We start from the raw sequence: 17,031 nt of genomic DNA, 5'->3' as shown, positions 1-17,031 counted from the left end.
GAGGCCTTTCAGTTCGGAACTCCTGGGTGATGGCCTGTTCCTTCCTATGCGCCCTTTCCATCTGACGGGCTGCTCTCTGTAAAGGAATGTGGGGAATCAGACTGTGTCCCAGTCATTGTTTTTTTCGATATCACACTTGCTGAAATGGAGTTTACCACTTTACAGTGAGAAATACAATAATTTTCCAAAATATGCTTATACATAATTTCTATGTCAATTATAACCTGGAGTTATGCAAAACCAGTCCTCCATTTTGCACGATCTCTGCATCAGGGTGTTTTTTTAAATACTCAAGAGCCAGCTGGGGAACCTCTGTACCAAGCCGTTTTAATACCGGACACTGTCTGTAGACCTCATATCCTCCGGTGCCGCTTGCACGGTAATCACTCATGCACAGCTTCAGTTTCCTTCCCTCAAGAGATTTCCCCTCAAAAATGATATTTACCACCCGGTTCCCCACCGGTCTTTCTACATCAACCTCAAATGTGATCCCGGCAAAATAGTCATAATTATAATGCTCCACCTTAGGTTTTAAGAAAACCTCCGATATTTCAATCTTCCCTTCCTTCACAGTAAAGTATTCCGCACAGCGTTCCAGTGCCTGCCGTATAACCTCCTGCGTTACCTCCAGCACAACCAGAGTATTGGAAAAGGGATAAACTCTTACAAGATCCCGCATAGTGACGTGAGCAGGCAGGGCTATGGGATTGTTTCCCAGACCGATGCAGGAAATATCCGCACCGGTATACGCCAGCTGAATCTGATTAAAAAAATCTGCCACTCCGCTGCCGCCTAGGGCCATCTCAATTTTCTCTTTTTGAGGAATTGCTTCCTTTAAGCTCCCAATCTCAAGATCCAGCCATTTCTGTACCTGCTGTTCCAATGGAAGCAAAGATTCATAAGGTTCCCGGTTGTGGTGCGTTCCTGCAGGCAAAATGGAGGAGGATACCGTGCAGGCACCGTCCTCATACTCAATCTCAATACAGGCATACTGAACAGCATTAGCTGTCAGCTGCAGCGTATGGGTTCCAAAACAATCTCTTCCCTTTACCGTCATATGCTGATGAGCGGTTAACACAATGTCGTAGTCAAGCCCCTTTAAGATCCGGTATCCGATGTTTTCATTTCCTGATGTCAGTACTGTGCCGGTATCCAGATCACATTCATAACCGCCGTGATAGATGCAGATGGTAACATCTGACTCTTTTTTTAACAGCTCCAGTTCTTCCTTTGCTGCCTTAAATGCATCCGTTATCTGTATCTGTTCCAGATGCTCAGGGTTTTCCCATACATTTACATAGTCAGTAACAATACCCCCAACACCCAGGCGAAGCCCGTTTTCCAGAGCAAAGATATGACTGGATACAATTCCTGTTGCACCCTTTAAATCCTTTGCATTGGCACAAAGGCAGACAGCGCTTAATTTCCCCAAATAGTGGGCAAGCCGGTCATAACCGAAGTTAAAATCGTGATTTCCCGGAACTACTGCATCATATCCAGCTGCGTTGTACACCTTTGCCAGTGGCTCACTTATAAGCAGCTCACCAGCCTGTTCTGTGATAAAAGCAGCCATGGGGGAGCCGGAAATGGTGTCTCCCCCATCAAGAATCAGTGTATTTCCATCTTTTTCAAAATTGGTAATACAGTTTAAAAGTCCCATGGGACGTTCCGTCTTATCCCCATAATTTGTTGGGAACAGATACCCATGGACATCCGAAGTATAATAAATTTTTGCCTTTTTCTTCAATCAATTACCCCCTTGCCAGCTTCACCCGGATCCTGGTGGAGATATATTCCACAATCAGAACCAGAAGTATGAGCCCTACCAGAATCGCTCCTGCCTCATTCCACCGGTAAGAATTCATGGCAAAGATTAAGGGAGCGCCGATACCTCCCGCTCCAACCAGACCAAGAACTGTGGCATCTCTTAAGTTAATATCAAACCGGTATATTACCGTTGATGCAAAATTAGGAATCAGCTGAGGTAAAATTCCATACCGGATCTTCTGAAAGGTATTGCAGCCGCATGCATCTAAGGATTCTAAAATTCTGGTATCTAAATCCTCTATCGCCTCTATGTACATCTTGGAAACCATTCCGATGGAACAGACAGACATGGTGAGCAGACCTGTAAATGCTCCCGGCCCGCTGACACGGATAAACATGAGTCCATATACAAATGCAGGAATCGTCCGCACTGCCATGATCACCAGACGCGTAATATAAGCAATAGGGGCAGGCATTAAATTAGATGCGGATAAAAAAGATAAGGGAATCGCCAGAAACGCTCCCACAATTGTTCCTAAAAAAGCAATGCAGACAGTCTCCAAAAGCAGGTAGGGGACTCCCTGAACTGTAAAATTAAATAAAAGCTTACTGTCCGGATGGAAAATACCGCTTAAAATATTTCCGGCAATCTCTACTCCCGAAAGTCCGGTTTTGGAAACGTCCACTGCTGATCCGGACCAGATAAGCAGTGCAACGACAATGACAGAAACGCTAACCTGGTATACGGTATTTCTGGGACGCTCTTCATAAGCCTTTTCAATCTGTTTATTCATATGCGGCCTCCTATACCAGTTTCCGGCGGCAGTAACGGCTCACCGTCTCTATAAAAAACACAGTAACAAACAGCATGATCAGAATCATGCCTACACTGGGATACTCTCTCCAGCCCAGTTTTTCATTTAAAATCAGTCCAAGACCCCCTGCACCTACATATCCAAGAATGGCGGCATAACGGACGTTTCCCTCAAAACAGAACAATCCGTTTGATATGTAAGACGGAAGTACCTGGGGAATAATTGCCCGGACAAATGCCCGGACCTTTGTGGCTCCAATGGCTTCCATTGCCTCAAATGCCCCCATATCGGCAGTTTCAATCTCTTCGTAAAGAATTTTTCCCATATAGGCAAATGTGAACACGGCGATGGCAGTGGTTCCCGCCAGAGTACCCAGTCCAAAAACATAGGTGGCGATCAAAGCAGTTACCAGAGTCGGAAGCGTTCTCACAATACTTAAAAATAACCTCATTATGCTTACTGCTGCATTATTTTTAACGATATTGGTAGAAGCTGCCATGGCAAAGGGGATAACCGTTACGGCGCCGATAACCGTACCAAGAAGTGACATCTTTAAGGTATCAAACAACGGTTTCCATACCTGGGAGCTGTAGCCCCATTCTGGAGGTGCCATCATTCCAAGAATGACAAAAAACTGGCTTCCCCGTTCCCGTAAAACCCCTAAATCGAACCCTGTGATCTTAACGGAAAGGGCAGTAAAGAAAACCAGAATCAGTGTAATAAGAGGAAGTCTGGAAGCTGGCTTTAAGACTGTTTTTCCGTTTGAGAGCACCATTTTTTTCGGCGGAAATATCTTGTCATAAATGCTCATCCCACTGCCTCCTCTTCTGTTTTCCCTTCATAAATCTCATCAAGAATCTCCTGGGTGACTTCCGACGCCGGACCGTCATAGACAATCCTTCCCGCCCGGATTCCAACCACCCGGCCTGCATATTGAAGGGCTAAATCAACATGGTGGATGTTTAAGAGAATGGTTATGTTCATCTCCTTATTGATCCTTAAAAAGTCCCCCATAACCTGCTTCGCTGTAACCGGGTCCAGAGAAGCAACCGGCTCATCTGCCAGAATAATCTGAGGGTTCTGGGCCAGTGTTCTTGCAAGAGCAACTCTCTGCTGCTGTCCTCCGGAGAGCTGGTCTGCACGGACAAAAGCCTTATCTAAGATTCCCACTTTATCAAGTGCCTCTAACGCTTCCAGCTTATCCTTTTTAGGAAATATTCCAAAGAGGGCCTTAAAAAACGGAAGATCCGGTACCTTTGACATGAGAACATTATTGATCACCCGGGTTCTTGTCACCAGATTAAAGGACTGGAAGATCATGCCGATTCTGCGGCGGAAACGGCGCAGCGCCTTCCCTCTTAATCCCATGACATTGACTCCGTCCACGGTAAGAGTGCCTTCCGTGATGTCATGCATGCGGTTAATAGTTCTTAAAAGAGTGGATTTACCAGCTCCGGATAAACCGATGATGGCTACAAATTCTCCCTGCTCAATCTTTAAGTTAACGTCTTTTAAAGCCTGAAAACCGTTGGAATAGGTTTTGCCCACCTGATTAAATTCAATCATACATACCCTCATTTCCCAGTAAAAAACGGAGGCGCGCTTTTCTTTCCGTTCACGTCGCCTCCGCAGCCTGTTTTATATTATTTATTTCGCATTTAATTCCTTGATCATCTTCTGAGCTGCACGTTCGTCATCATAATCGGAGCTCTTAGCCGCCTGATAACCCTTGTGGCTGTAAATAGCAATGACTTTCTTGCCTTCATCTGTATTTCCGATGTTGATCATTGCAGTCTGTACAGCTTTCTTGAAACTGTCATCCATGATCTTGGAGGTCTTGCTTACACTGACTGTATCGTTAAAGATTGGAGGGGTTACGCCAATAACATTGGTCTCTTCCCAGATAGAACCGGTTCTGCCGTATTCAGATTTCCATTTCTCCTCATAATCCCTGCGTGCATCTGCATATGTACATAAAACGTCTACCTGACCGGAAGCCAGTCTGGCAAATGCGCTGCCGTAAGAATCGGACTGAACCGCATGGGAAAGGTTTAAAATGTTCTTCTCAAAGTTCTTCTGAAGCCATAAAGATGGGTAAATGTATCCTGCTGAGGAGGAAGAGGACATTACGCTCCAGTTTGCTCCGTCTAAATCTTCAAAGGTCAGCGCTTCGCCGCCGTTAATCTTTGCAGCCAGAGCTTTTCCCTTTTCAGAAGGTCCTGCAATAATCAGGGAACGGTAGGAGGTTGCCTGTTCTGTGGTTGCCTCAGTCGCCTTGCCGTCATTCCACTCCTTGGCATTATCAAAATTCTTGCTCAGTCCGTCTCTGGTTGCAGTCAGAATCACCTCTGCGCCATCATCATAAAGAGCATAAGTGCCTCCAGGAATAAAACCGATGTCTGCGGTGCCTGCAGAAAGAGCTTCTCCTACTGCTTCGTAGCTGGTTCCTACCGTGATTACCACTTCACCGATATCATAGCCCTCTTTGCCAAGCTCTGTCTTTAACAGGTCCTTTAAAGGCTCTGTAGCGGTAACGATCTCCTCCGGCTCTCTGGAAGGTACAAAATAAACATTCAGCTTGTCGATCTTCTTATTCTCTGCTTTCGTTTCCGCTGCGGTTGTTGCTCCTGCTGCAGAAGAAGCGCTTTCTGTCCCTGCAGCGGTTGTCTCTGCCGGGGCTCCGGTCTTGCCTGCGCCAGAGCATCCGCCGATCATAGTTGCACAGAGTGCTGCTGCCATTAATACAGAAACTGATTTTTTCATACTGCTCTCCTTTTCGTGTGATTCATCGGTTTTTTCTTGGGATCATGAGGCATTACGCGCTGTCTCCCACCTCCAGCTTGGTGGGAAGAAAAATTGTCATATTGTCTTTCCGGCCTTCTGTAATCTGTTCCAGCAAAAGCTTGATGGCTGTCTGCCATACAATATCAGGGAACATTCGGACTTTGGTATAGGTGGGCCATTTGGACTCAATCGTCTCAATGTCCTTGTAGATTACCACCGCAATATCCTTTGGTACACGAAGTCCCGCATCCTGAAATGCTTCCAGAGCTCCTTCCGCAACTTCTTCACTGCCTAATAAAACAGCTTCGGGCAGATGTCCCGATTCAATAGCTTTCTTAGCCAGCTCATATCCGCTTTCCCGGCTGATATCGCCTATGTAGAAATTCTCTTCTTCATAATAGCCGCTTTCAGTAAAGGAAGCCCGGATTCCCTCCAGTCTCCGGTAACCGATCTTTACCTGTCCTTCTTCATAAAGACCGCCAATAAAGCCAACTGAACGGTACTTTTTCCGCACCATAAGATAATCAAGCATCTCATGGATTCCCTTTGTAAAATCCATAACAATACTGTCATACTCATAATTCTTGGGATCCGAGTTAATAAATACAATGCAATAGCTCTGCATTCTTAAAAACTCCATCTCTTCCTGGGAAAAAACACCGAAAGCCATAATTCCGTCATATTGATCCGGATGATTCTTATCAAGGCGGCAGAATTTAACTTCCTGCTTACCAGACATGGACTTTACAATTAAGTCCAGGGAGGAAAGCCTGATGTTTGCTCTGTCCTTGCGGATAATATGCCAGTCAGCCACTCCTATGACAATTTCTTTCTTTTTCTGCGCGTGACGCATTCTGGGTGGGACATATTTTAATTCGTGGGCAATTTTAAATATCCTTTTTTTTACCTCCGGGCTCACCGCAATGGTATCATCCTGGTTCAGCACCCGGGACACCGCAGCGGCGGAAACACCCGCAAGCTTTGAAATCTCTTTAATCGTAGCCATAATCTATATCCTCACCTTTCAAATTCATTATAATGACAGTCCATGTCACCGTCAATAAGTAAAGTAAAATTTTACTAAACTTTTACCAAAGTATGTTAAAAACTTTTCATAATTAGAAATACCGGAAAGAAAATTAAGTTTCCTTCCGGCATCCAGCGAGACTCTGTCAGTCTTTTTCTCCCCCTAAATTCAACTTTGCAAACGCATCCGCAAAAGGAGAATTAATTGGCTCAGCAGCCTCATTTTTCTGCTTATTTAAATATTTTGCCACATCCTTTTTAGAAACTCCGGCACCCTCTTTTGTCCGGCGTTCTTTAAAGGCAGTCAGTTTTTCTTTATATCCGCATCTGCAGACAAAGATCTGGCCATCCCCTTTTCCTTTCAGCTCCAGCTTTTTATGGCAGACCGGGCATCTGGCGTTGCTGGTTCTTGAAACCACTTCCCGGTGCCCGCATTCCCGGTCCTGACAGACCAGCATCTCACTGTTTTTTCCTTTGACAGAAAGCATTCGTTTTCCGCAGACGGGACATTTGGTATTGGTCAGATTATCATGGCGGAAGTTTCCTTCTCCGGTCTTGATCATCTGTATTAATTCTTCTGAATACAGTCTGATATCCTTCATAAAGGAACCACGCTTCAGTTTCCCGGTTGCGATGGCGGACAGCTTCATTTCCCAGTCAGCAGTGAGCTCCGGCTTTTTTAAATCTTCCGGTACCAGAGTGAGAAGCTGCTTTGCCTTCGATGTAAGGAATATATCCTTTCCTCTTTTCTCAAGAAGAAAGCTGGAAAAGAGCTTTTCTATGATATCAGCTCTGGTTGCCACAGTCCCAAGACCACCTGTTTCTCCCAGAGTTTTCGCCATATCCCGGTCCTTTGTCTCCAGGTAGGAAACAGGGTTCTCCATGGCTGAAAGCAGAGTTGCCTCATTAAATGGAGCCGGAGGCTTTGTCTTTCCTTCTGTCATCAGCAGCGTGATGCCTTTGACCGGATCACCTTTTTTCACGGAAGGAAGATTCTGTTCTTTTAATTCCTGTTCTTCATCCTCATCTTCATCCGGTGTTTCATAAACTTCTTTCCACCCTGGTGCCTTTACCGTTTTTCCTCTTGCAACGAGAGTTTCCCCTCCTATCATCACCTCAAGCTCTGTCTGCTCATACTCAAAGGGAGGATATAAAACTGCAAGGAACCTTCTCACTACCAGATCATAAACTCTTCTCTCATCAATCGTCATATGATCCAGCTGAACAAACTGCTCGGTGGGAATGATGGCATGATGATCGGATACCTTTTTATCATCTACAAAACTGGGTTTGGCTTCAATCTTCACATTGTATAATTTCCCTGCAAGCTTTCTGTAAGGTCCCACGCCGCAGGCCTCCAGCCTTTCTTTAATAGAGGGGACAATGTCGGAGCTTAGATACCGGGAATCCGTTCTGGGATAGGTCAGTACTTTATGATTCTCATACAGTCTCTGCATGATATTAAGAGTCTCTTTTGCAGAATAGTTAAACTTCCTGTTTGCTTCCCGCTGAAGCTCAGTTAAGTCATACAGCTGGGGAGCAAAACTCTTTTTCGGAGTGCTTTTTACCTCAGTGATTACACCATCTTTACTGGAATTCATCTGCTTTAACAGACCTTCTAACCGTTCCCGGTCAAAAGAACGGTAACTTTTCGACTTGTCATCCCGCCAGATAAATGTCAGCGCCGGCTGGGAAGCCTTTGCCGTAATGCCGTAATAGGACTTGGGAACAAAGCTTTTGATTTCTTCCTCTCTCCTTGCTATCATGGCTAAGGTTGGTGTCTGGACACGCCCGCAGCTTAACTGGGCATTGTATTTACAGGTCAGAGCTCTGGTTGCATTGATTCCCACCAGCCAGTCCGCTTCTGCGCGGCACATGGCTGCATCGTAGAGATTGTCGTATTCATGACCGTCCTTTAAACGGGCAAAGCCTTCTTTGATTGCTTTATCTGTGACAGAAGAAATCCAAAGCCGTTTCATCGGTTTTTTATTTCCAGCTTTTTCAAGAATCAGACGCGCTACCAGTTCTCCTTCCCGGCCCGCATCGGTTGCGATGATGATTTCACCTACATCATTTCTGTGAAGCTGCTTTTTCACCACGCTATACTGCTTACCGGTCTGCTTAATTACCTCAAGCTTAAACTGATCCGGCATCATGGGTAGATCTTCCATCTTCCATTCCTTATATTTAGGATCGTAATCCTCCGGGTCTGCCAGAGTGACTAAATGGCCTAACCCCCAGGTAATCACATAGGCATTTCCTTCCAGAACGCCTCCCTGATTCTTGGTACAATGAAGCACCCGGGCAATATCCCGGGCGACGGATGGTTTCTCTGCTATAATTAAAGATTTCATTCTATTCCTCCAAATGGCATTTCTCTCTTTATTATAGCTCATTGGATGGATTATGACAACCGGCGGCATTCCACTGTTTTATCTCCATTTATTCCTCCGTTAATTAAAAATCTCCGGCCGCTTTCTCGCCTTTAAGCAGCATAAGGGCAAAAAGCCGGTATGGATCATCCTGACAGCAACTGGCTCAAATCCGTTTTCTGCAACAAAAGCAGTTAACGATTTATCGTCCCAGCTGTGAAAGGTATGAAACCCAAGCAGGTTTAGTATTCTGGTACTCAGATAACCTTTTTCCCCTTTTGCCGCTACAAAAGTGGGAGCAAATAAAAAGCCCCCTGGTTTCAGAACTCTGTTAATTTCAGACAGCGCCTTTTCAGGGGCCGGCATAATGTGCAAAGCATTGGCAATCACCACACCGTCAAAAACCTCCGGTTCAAACTGTAAATCGGTTGCATCCTGAACAGAAAAGCGAAGGTTCTCCGGTGCCTGCTTCTTCTTAGCTGTATGTATCATGTTTTCCGAAAAATCCGTCGCTTCCAAAAATCCCACTGATTGGGAAATGAGGAAAGAAAGCTGTCCCGTACCGCATGCCAGCTCCAAAACTGTCATGCTTTTATCTAAATCCGCACCGATCTCCCTGCTGATTTCCTCATACATCTTTCTGTCCTTCTTCATAAAAAGCCCGTATACTCCTGATACCTTCTGCCAGAATGTTTTATTTGCCTGATCCTTCATCTTTTTACACTCTCCCTTTTTATCAGATATAATAAATTTACCCAATGATAGCACCCGCCGCATTTCATGTCAATGGCCGCCTGGATAACCAAAAAAGCCGTACTGTCATGCGGTAACAGGTACGGCCTTTTCGTAGGAGTCATGATCCCTCACGGGTCAAATGAAGGATGCAATCAGAGGGTTAGTCTGATGTTAGAATATTCACACGCAGTTAGCATTAACTAACTGTCATAATAATATCATAAGCATTCAGAAAAAACAAGCCCTCTTTTTGGAAAAGAATTATCAACTAAACCGGCAGCATCCACTGCAGAACATTCTTAATATAATGATCCCAGAAATCCCAGTTATGACCTCCCGGTCCTTCCTCAAAAAATACATGAGCTCCCTTTTCTTCCATGATTTTTTTTACTTTGGTGTTCATTTCATAAAGAAAATCTTCTGTTCCGCATGCCTGATAAAGCTCGGGTACAATCCCATCTTTTACACAGCGGTCATACAGATGCATCAGATCTGCATTGCTTCCTGAAAGTTCCTCTGGATTTTCAAAAATATTTTTCCAGGGAAATGGTCCGTCAATGGATCCGTTTTTGATACCTTCAAATGTTTCTACGATATTCAGCGCACCTGACATACTTGCAGCCTTTGCATACTGCTCCGGCTTTGACAGCCCTAAAAACCAGGCTCCATAGCCTCCCATGGAAAGACCTGCCACAAAGGTATCTTCCCGCCTTTTTGAAACCGGGAAAATGCTTTTAATAAATGCAGGAAGCTCTTCTGAAAAGAAGGTAAAGTAACGGCTGCCACGATACATATCCTGATAGAAGCTGTTTTCCGCTGACGCCATGATTACCACGCAGCAATGCTTCTGGGCATAACGCTCTATGTTGGAAAAACGCATCCAGGAGCTGTAATCTCCAAACGCTCCATGAAGCAGATATAAGACTGGCAGACCTTTTTCATAAGGAAATGCTTTCTTTGCCGATTCACTGGTGATCTGCTCATTTCCCTCGGGTGTTGGTACAAAAACGTTGACATCCACAGTATGTCCCAAAGAATAACTATAATAATGACAATTCATACTGGCCATGGTTGAAACCTCCCTTTTTTTCCTTCATTATATTCGTCTTTCCCTGTCAGTACTAGACGAAAATTGCACTATTTTGATATAACCTATACTTATTTTGCTCTTTTATTCTTTAGTATTCGTCTGTATCCAGCATATTTCACTCTGAAAGAGTGCAAGATATGTATAGTTTTGGCTGACAGTCTGCAATTTTAGTCTAGTATTCGATTGCTGTTTTCTTTATGATTATAGCACAAACCTGTTTTAGAATTACATTAAAGGAGTATATGCCTTATGAAGCTATGTACAAACGTGAATGAAGTAAAGGAGATGGATGGTTATTTTCAGATTATTACCAATTCCATCGAAATTCGGGTACAGTTTTTAACAGATTCCATTTTAAGAATCCGTGCAGGATTTGACGGGGATTTTGCGGAAGAGTCCTACAGTCTGGTTATGACTGCATGGGAGGACCGCATGGACGGGGTTCTTAAAAACCAGAGAAAACGAGTAACCCCAGCCGCCGCAAGTCTCAGCCAGACAAAAGACCAGGCAGTTCTAAACGGCTCCCAGTTAAAGGTTATTATTGAGAAGGACCCATTCCGCATCTGCGTTTACGATAAAGAAGGCACTTCTCTCCATTCTGATATTGTAGACCTTGGATATTTAGAGGACAGCAACCATCGCAGGATTCACACCAGCGAGATTTCACCGGAAGACTGCTTCTACGGATTCGGTGAGAAAAGCGGACAATGGAATAAGGCCCAGAAATTCTTATCCATGAGTCCCAAGGATGCCATGGGTTATAACCCGAAAGAGACAGATTCCCTGTATAAGCACATTCCGTTTTATATTAAATTAAACCGCAGTTCAAAAAAGGCAGTGGGATATTTCTATCATAATACGTATGAATGCGATTTTGATATGGGCAGAGAGAAGAGCAATTACTGGAAGCCACACAGCCGCTACCGTACCGACGGCGGAGATATTGATTTATTCCTCATCGCCGGTCCTTCCATTCGGGAAGTGGTTTCCCGGTATACGGATCTTACCGGTAAATCCGCCATGCTTCCCCGATATGCGCTTGGTTACCTGGGTTCCTCCATGTACTATCCGGAACTGGAAGCAGATTGTGATGATGCAATCACAGAATTTATCGATACAACAAAAGAAGAAGATATACCGGTAGATGGTTTTCAGCTTTCCTCCGGTTACACCTCTCAGGATACGGAACAGGGTGTAAAACGCTGTGTATTTACCTGGAATAAAAAACGTTTTAAAAATCCAGGGGATTTCTTTGCACAGATGAAAAAAAGAGGAATCACCGTATCTCCAAACGTAAAGCCTGGGATTCTTCTGTCTCATCCCAATCTTGAACAGATGAAAGCAAAAGATATCTTTGTAAAAGACAGCCAGAACGACGAGCCCGGTATCGGTACCTGGTGGGGCGGCAAGGGGGTTTTCGCCGATTTCACAAAACCTGTAACCCGCAGCGTATGGAAGGAATTGTTAAAGGAAAATGTTCTGGAAATGGGAACCTGCTCCGTGTGGAACGATAACTGTGAATATGACAGTATGGTGGACAAAGACTGCCGCTGCGATTTTGAAGGCAAAGGCGGCACCATCGGCCAGTTAAAGTCCGTAATGTCCAATATCATGTGTCAGATTACCGATGAAGCCATTCATGAGACTTTTGACAACACCAGACCATTTATCGTATGCCGGTCCGGACACAGCGGCATTCAGCGCTACGCACAGACCTGGGCTGGAGATAACTTAACCTGCTGGGATTCGTTAAAATATAACATCGCAACCATACTGGGCATGAGTTTAAGCGGGGTGGCAAACCAGGGCTGTGACATCGGCGGCTTTTACGGCACATCACCGGAAGCAGAGCTGATGGTCCGCTGGATACAGAACGGTATTTTCCAGCCAAGGTTTTCGGTTCACTCCGTAAATACAGATAATACGGTAACAGAGCCCTGGATGTACGGAAACCACACCGGATACATCCGGGATGCCATCAAGTTCCGTTACAGACTGATTCCTTACCTCTATTCTCTTATGGAACGTGCCCATGAGACCGGACTCCCCATCATGGAGCCTATGTGCAGCGCATTCCAGAATGACCCCGCATGTTATGAAGAGGGGATCGATTTTATGATCGGGGATTCTCTGCTGGTAGCAAATATAGTGGAAAAAGGCGCTCTTACAAGAAAGGTCTACCTGCCGGAGGGCGAGACTTTCTATGATTTCTATGCCAGAGAGAAATACGAGGGAGGACAAATCCTTGAGTTCCCGGTAACAATGGCAAGTATCCCGCTCTTTGTACGGGAGGGTGCAATTATTCCTATGGCGGCGAACCAGATGAATAACTTAACAACCGAATGCGTCACCGGTATCCATCTGCTTCTTGCTGCTGGCAAGAACAATTCCTTCACTCTCTATGAAGATGACGGCACTACTTTAAATTACCAAAACGGAGATTATTTAAAGACTAAAATTGAAATGACTGCAGGTGAACAGACTGTTGTGGAATTTAATCAGGAAGGCAGCTATCAGACGTCTGTTGAAAACATTTATTTAGATGTAATCCGCAGAGACAAAGCACCGTTCTGGATAACTTTAGACGGCAAAGAGCTTCCTCATTTTCTGTATCGTAAAAAATTCGAGGCGGCAGACTGCGGCTGGTATTACAGCCAGACACTGAAATCCGTTCAGATTAAATATCCGAATCCTAAGAAAAACTGCAGGCTTGTAATCTCATTCCAGCAGTTTGATATGATCGGTATGTAACAATACCAAAAAGCCCGTCCCTGTCATGCGGTTACAGGGGCGGGTTTTTTGTAGGAGTCATGATCCCTCACGGGTCAATGAAGGATAATCTCAGAGGGTTAGTCTGATGTATAGAATATTCACATATAGTTAGTTGCTACTAACTGTATTTATAATATCACAGGAGTAATAAAAAAGCAAGAACATTTACCGAGATCATTTCTCATTAATCCCATATTGATATCCTTCCATTAAAACGTTATAATGAAGCCAGCCTTACGCAGGGAGGTAATATCTTGATTGACACAGCAAGTTATATAATGGCAGGGGGCCGCATGATTGCCAGTGAACGCATTCAGGGCGTGAACGATAATATGGCCAAATCCCATTATCACGAATACTTTGAATTATATTATCTGGAATACGGAACACGCTACCATATGGTGAACGATAATATTTATTCCTTAAACTCAGGGGAATTCATCATCTTTCCTCCCTATTCCATGCACCATTCCTACGGAGATAATGACGTGCCCTTTAAACGGGTTCTGGTTTATTTTTCCCCGGAAACGATCATTGTACCGGAAGTTCTCCACACACTCAGCCAGTCAGCCGGAGTTTACCGGTTTGATACAAAAGCCAGCCAGTCCGTCCATCTTCTGTTAAATGATATTTTAAAAGAACAGGGCGATGAGGAAGGGTTTCATTCTGATGCCATGAAGATGCTGCTCAATCTCCTTTTAATTAAAATCGCCAGAAGATCGGATGAAAAAGCAGCCCCGGAAAACCGGAGCCGCATTACGGAAATTCTTCACTACCTTCACAGCCATTCTTCGGAAAATATCACCCTGGAAGATCTGGCTTCCCGATTTTATTTAAGCCCTTATTACCTGTGCCGGGAGTTTAAGCGCTACACCAACAGCACCATCATCCAGTATATCAATAACATCCGGATAATCCATGCTCAAAGGCTTTTTATGGAGACAAACCGGACAATCACAGATATCAGCAAAGAGGTGGGATTTTCCAATGTAACACATTTTAACCGTGTATTTAAGTCCATAATCGGCATGTCACCTTCTAAAAACCGCAAACAGTATTCCGATCAGAAAAAAGCAGGGCAATGAGAAGAGTTCCTAACGTACCTCTTCCCAGAAACGGACGGCGTCTGCCAGCCAGCCATCAAGTTCAGTCCCGTTTCCAAGCCCAAAGCTGTGACCGCCATGTTCCATAAACCGCACTCTGTGAGGGACATTTAAGTTCATTAACTGTTCTTCCATTAAGAAGCTGGCTTCAACATTAACAACCGGGTCATCCTTGCTGTGAACCAGATAGCAGGGAGGATAGTCCTGATCCATTAGGAATTCCACACTATATTCCCCTAACCCTTCTTTTGTAAAATTCTCCCCTCCGATCCGTTCTAAATACTTCACAGCTGCCGCCCGTTCGGAATCGGAAGCCCGCTCCATATCCTTTAAAAACTGAACCGTTGAGATGCTTGGATAACCGAGAAACAGAGCACCCGGCTTATGAATGCCATAGACCCCACATCCCTTCTCTTTTGTTCCCCACATAGCTGCCAGATGACCTCCTGCTGAAAATCCCGCCACTCCATAACCTTCCATTCTGATCTGAAACTCATCCTGATTGGCTTCAAGGAATTTAAGTGCAGCCGCAGTATCCTCCAAAGGTTTGGGTAGAAGGTTCTTCTGACCTGTTCTGTAAATCAAGATAAATGCAGAATACCCCATTCGGTTTAACTGTTCAGCAATGGGGTAGCCTTCAACCAGTACCCATTCCCTTGCGTACCCTCCTCCTGGACACACTAGTACAAAGGGTTTATTCGGTTCTCCGGGCATATGAATCAATTTTACTTGTTCCTTATCCGGTTCTTTTTCCCATACCTCTTTTGGATAAACATCATAGATTACCTGGCTTTTCTCATCCATCACCTCATAAATCCGTTTTATAGCAGGCAGTATCCCACACCGTTCATTTCCATAATCACTGATTTTACGCTTCCACACATCCTCTGTCATATGAGTAAAAAAATAATTGGAAAACTGGGAAAGCTCCTTCTTTGTGCAAAGTTCTTCAATGGTTGTATCAGCAGAAACCGACTCAAACATAATCCCTTCTCCTCTCTTATGCTTCATGATCCAGAACAATATTCTGAATCCATACCCCTTTTTTTACCAGAATAAAACCGATGATGCATTTAATAATCTCTACCATCTGGCACATAAAATACAGCGGAACAATGGGAATCTGGGTATACCGGCTAAGCAGATACGCTGCCGGAATGCTTGCCACCCACATAAACACACTGTCAAAGAAAAAGGTTACAACCGTCTTTCCTCCGGAACGCAGTGTAAAATAAGAAACATTCATAAATGCGTTCATTGGCATAAGAAGAGCCAGAATCCGGATTAACTGAACCGCTAAGTTCTTCACCTCATCGGTTGTATTGTAAATCATTGGGAAAAGAGGTGCCACAATTGCCAGTATTGTACCCATAACAACACAGGAGGCAACGGAAAATACGATCAGTTTCGTATCCGTCTCTCTGGCTTCCTCCATCTTTCCCGCACCTAAGAGCTGGCCTACAATAATGGAAACAGAGATTCCAAGTGCCATATAAACCACATTAAATACATTGCCGATGGTATTGGAAATATTTAATCCAGCCACAGCAGTCAGCCCCCTGATGGAATAGCATTGCATTAACATTGCCATTCCGCTTGCCCACAAAGCTTCGTTTACAATCAAAGGTGTGCCCTTCACTAAGATTCTTCCAATCAGGCTGGCAGGTATATGCATGCTCTTATATGCACCTTCGATAAATGGAAAGCGTTTCTTATGTTTATGAGTCCAGACTATAACAATTGCAGTCTCTATATACCTTGCAGTAACAGTGGCAATTCCTGCTCCCACCACGCCAAGAGCCGGTGCCCCGAATTTACCAAAGATAAGAATATAGTTAAGAACCAGATTCACCAGCACTGCAACGATTCCGGCCTTCATGGGAATTACCGTTTCCCCGCATTCACGAAGAGTACTGGTATACGCCTGCTCAATACTAAAGGGTAAAAGTCCCAGCATCATAACAAGCATGTATCTGCGTCCATTGGTAAGTGCAAGTGTAAGATCTCCGCCAGTTTCTTCTCCATGCAGGTACATGTAAATTAAGTTCTCTCCGTAAAAATAGAATATGACCCCAGCCACAGCTGACAAAAACAGGCAGAACAAAAATTTAAACCGAAATGTGTGCCTCACTCCGTCATGCTTACCACAGCCATAAAACTGGGCGCCAAAGATTCCCGCGCCGGAAACGATACCAAAAATACTGACATTAAAAACAAATATCAGCTGATTTACAATAGCAACCCCGGACATCTGCCCGGTACCCACCATTCCCACCATAATGTTATCAAGCAGACTGACGAAATTGGTAATTCCATTCTGTATCATAATGGGAATTGCAATGGTCAGTACCATTTTATAAAACGCTTTGTTTCCAATAAACTTTTTCATACATTTTCCAGTAAAAGCGTACTTTTTCTGTACTACCTCCGTTTTGCCAGATTTCATTCCTGCACTTTTGAAAAGCAGGTTTCCTCGATTATAATAAATATAACCTGCAAAGGCAATCAAAACTTCTCCATAATTTCTACAAATCGGAATATTACCATTAACTTAGAATTTATTGCAG

13 protein-coding genes are annotated in these 17,031 nt (G+C 44.3%); 2 read left to right on the top strand and 11 right to left on the bottom strand.

Annotated elements, in window-relative coordinates; translation table 11 throughout:
* Window positions 1-217: 217 nt before the first annotated feature.
* From V7D18_RS18495 to V7D18_RS18455, 9 genes are all read right to left on the bottom strand, one after another.
* Window positions 218-1,747 carry a bifunctional metallophosphatase/5'-nucleotidase gene (locus V7D18_RS18495; protein ID WP_426156334.1) on the bottom strand — a complete coding sequence of 510 codons (1,530 nt, stop codon included), beginning with the start codon at window positions 1,745-1,747 and terminating at the stop codon, window positions 218-220.
* 4 nt (window positions 1,748-1,751) lie between these two features.
* Window positions 1,752-2,561, bottom strand: a complete 810-nt coding sequence (gene phnE / locus V7D18_RS18490; RefSeq protein WP_426156333.1) for a phosphonate ABC transporter, permease protein PhnE — start codon at window positions 2,559-2,561, stop codon at window positions 1,752-1,754.
* Window positions 2,562-2,571: 10 nt separating this feature from the next.
* Entirely contained in the window at window positions 2,572-3,393 is an 822-nt protein-coding gene (gene phnE, locus V7D18_RS18485) for a phosphonate ABC transporter, permease protein PhnE (protein WP_426156331.1), read from the bottom strand.
* The gene (gene phnC, locus V7D18_RS18480) at window positions 3,390-4,148 is read right to left on the bottom strand and encodes a phosphonate ABC transporter ATP-binding protein (protein WP_117416314.1); all 759 of its coding nucleotides are present in this window, start codon (window positions 4,146-4,148) and stop codon (window positions 3,390-3,392) included. Before phnC ends, phnE (V7D18_RS18485) begins: the two co-directional genes overlap by 4 nt.
* Before the next feature lie 81 nt (window positions 4,149-4,229).
* A complete protein-coding gene (locus V7D18_RS18475; RefSeq protein ID WP_426156329.1) occupies window positions 4,230-5,345 on the bottom strand; it encodes a phosphate/phosphite/phosphonate ABC transporter substrate-binding protein in 1,116 nt (371 codons plus the stop codon).
* Between the two features lie 52 nt (window positions 5,346-5,397).
* Complete coding sequence (locus V7D18_RS18470; RefSeq protein WP_426156328.1) at window positions 5,398-6,372, bottom strand: LacI family DNA-binding transcriptional regulator; 975 nt, start codon at window positions 6,370-6,372, stop codon at window positions 5,398-5,400.
* A gap of 166 nt (window positions 6,373-6,538) precedes the next feature.
* A complete protein-coding gene (locus tag V7D18_RS18465; protein WP_426156326.1) occupies window positions 6,539-8,746 on the bottom strand; it encodes a DNA topoisomerase III in 2,208 nt (735 codons plus the stop codon).
* 99 nt (window positions 8,747-8,845) lie between these two features.
* Complete coding sequence (locus V7D18_RS18460) at window positions 8,846-9,478, bottom strand: class I SAM-dependent methyltransferase (protein ID WP_426156324.1); 633 nt, start codon at window positions 9,476-9,478, stop codon at window positions 8,846-8,848.
* 289 nt (window positions 9,479-9,767) lie between these two features.
* Window positions 9,768-10,568, bottom strand: coding sequence for an alpha/beta hydrolase (locus V7D18_RS18455; protein ID WP_426156322.1), 801 nt, complete (start codon window positions 10,566-10,568; stop codon window positions 9,768-9,770).
* A 270-nt stretch (window positions 10,569-10,838) separates the two neighbouring features.
* Between V7D18_RS18455 and V7D18_RS18450 the strand changes: the two genes are divergently transcribed.
* Complete coding sequence (locus V7D18_RS18450) at window positions 10,839-13,340, top strand: TIM-barrel domain-containing protein (RefSeq protein ID WP_426156321.1); 2,502 nt, start codon at window positions 10,839-10,841, stop codon at window positions 13,338-13,340.
* A 275-nt stretch (window positions 13,341-13,615) separates the two neighbouring features.
* Window positions 13,616-14,446, top strand: a complete 831-nt coding sequence (locus V7D18_RS18445) for a helix-turn-helix domain-containing protein (RefSeq protein ID WP_426156319.1) — start codon at window positions 13,616-13,618, stop codon at window positions 14,444-14,446.
* Between the two features lie 9 nt (window positions 14,447-14,455).
* Here V7D18_RS18445 and V7D18_RS18440 read toward each other — a convergent pair whose 3' ends face one another.
* Both V7D18_RS18440 and V7D18_RS18435 read right to left on the bottom strand, forming a co-directional pair.
* Window positions 14,456-15,448: an alpha/beta hydrolase gene (locus V7D18_RS18440; protein ID WP_426156318.1), complete on the bottom strand. Its 993-nt coding sequence runs from the start codon at window positions 15,446-15,448 to the stop codon at window positions 14,456-14,458.
* 16 nt (window positions 15,449-15,464) lie between these two features.
* On the bottom strand, window positions 15,465-16,853 hold the full coding sequence (locus tag V7D18_RS18435) for an MATE family efflux transporter (RefSeq protein ID WP_426156316.1): 1,389 nt from the start codon (window positions 16,851-16,853) through the stop codon (window positions 15,465-15,467).
* Window positions 16,854-17,031: the final 178 nt, after the last annotated feature.

Source organism: Lacrimispora sp. 38-1, assembly GCF_049890855.1.
In the GTDB taxonomy this organism is placed as follows: Bacteria; Bacillota; Clostridia; order Lachnospirales; family Lachnospiraceae; genus Lacrimispora.
The sequence above is the reverse complement of the archived record's forward strand: the minus strand, read 5'-3'. Positions and strand labels throughout refer to the sequence as shown.